The organism is Psychrobacter sp. 1U2 (genome assembly GCF_051847575.1).
In genome coordinates, this window is the sequence record NZ_JBPYDC010001823.1 from 1 (window position 1) to 517 (window position 517).

The following is a 517-nucleotide window of genomic DNA, read 5'->3' on the forward strand; positions in this document are numbered from 1 at the left end:
ACACGGTTGGCTCTGGAGATAGTCTTATCGGACTGGCTCGTAAATATGGGGTCTCAACTCAAGAACTTGCTGATATGAACAATATCGCGGCAAACACTATGCTACAACGTGGTCAACGTCTGACAGTACCTAATCGCTAACTCATCATTGATTATGATTAATATGATTCAACAATAAAAAAGCTGCTCTTGCATAAGAGCAGCTTTTTTGTGTTTTTTCTATAAACTCACATGCCTAGACCATACGAGTTTTAATCGTTTCAAGATAGCTTCTGATATTACTTACATAATGCATCGCCTGCCCATAACGGCTATTGGAAGCTCTATTTTCTGATAAATATGTATAGACGTTCGCCCAGCTTTTATCATCGATACCGGCAGCATTCAATTTGCGCTGTATACGTTTGACTGCATTAGGGCCCATGTTATAAGCCGCAAGTGCAAACCAGATTCGATCAGTCTTTGGCACATCAGCGAAGTCAGCTTTCATCTGTTCTAAATAACGAGCGCCGCCGCCG

Annotated in this window: 2 protein-coding genes; one reads left to right on the top strand and one right to left on the bottom strand. The window is 41.8% G+C overall.

Annotation, left to right across the window (positions count from 1 at the left end; translation table 11 throughout):
• The coding region (locus ACS8FD_RS24595) for a LysM peptidoglycan-binding domain-containing protein (RefSeq protein ID WP_439277773.1) at positions 1-140 on the top strand (140 nt) is incomplete at its 5' end.
• A gap of 94 nt (positions 141-234) precedes the next feature.
• On the opposite strand, the gene ACS8FD_RS24600 is transcribed toward ACS8FD_RS24595, so the two are convergent.
• Positions 235-517 (bottom strand): transglycosylase SLT domain-containing protein (locus ACS8FD_RS24600; RefSeq protein WP_439277772.1); only part of this gene is annotated, 283 nt, incomplete at its 5' end.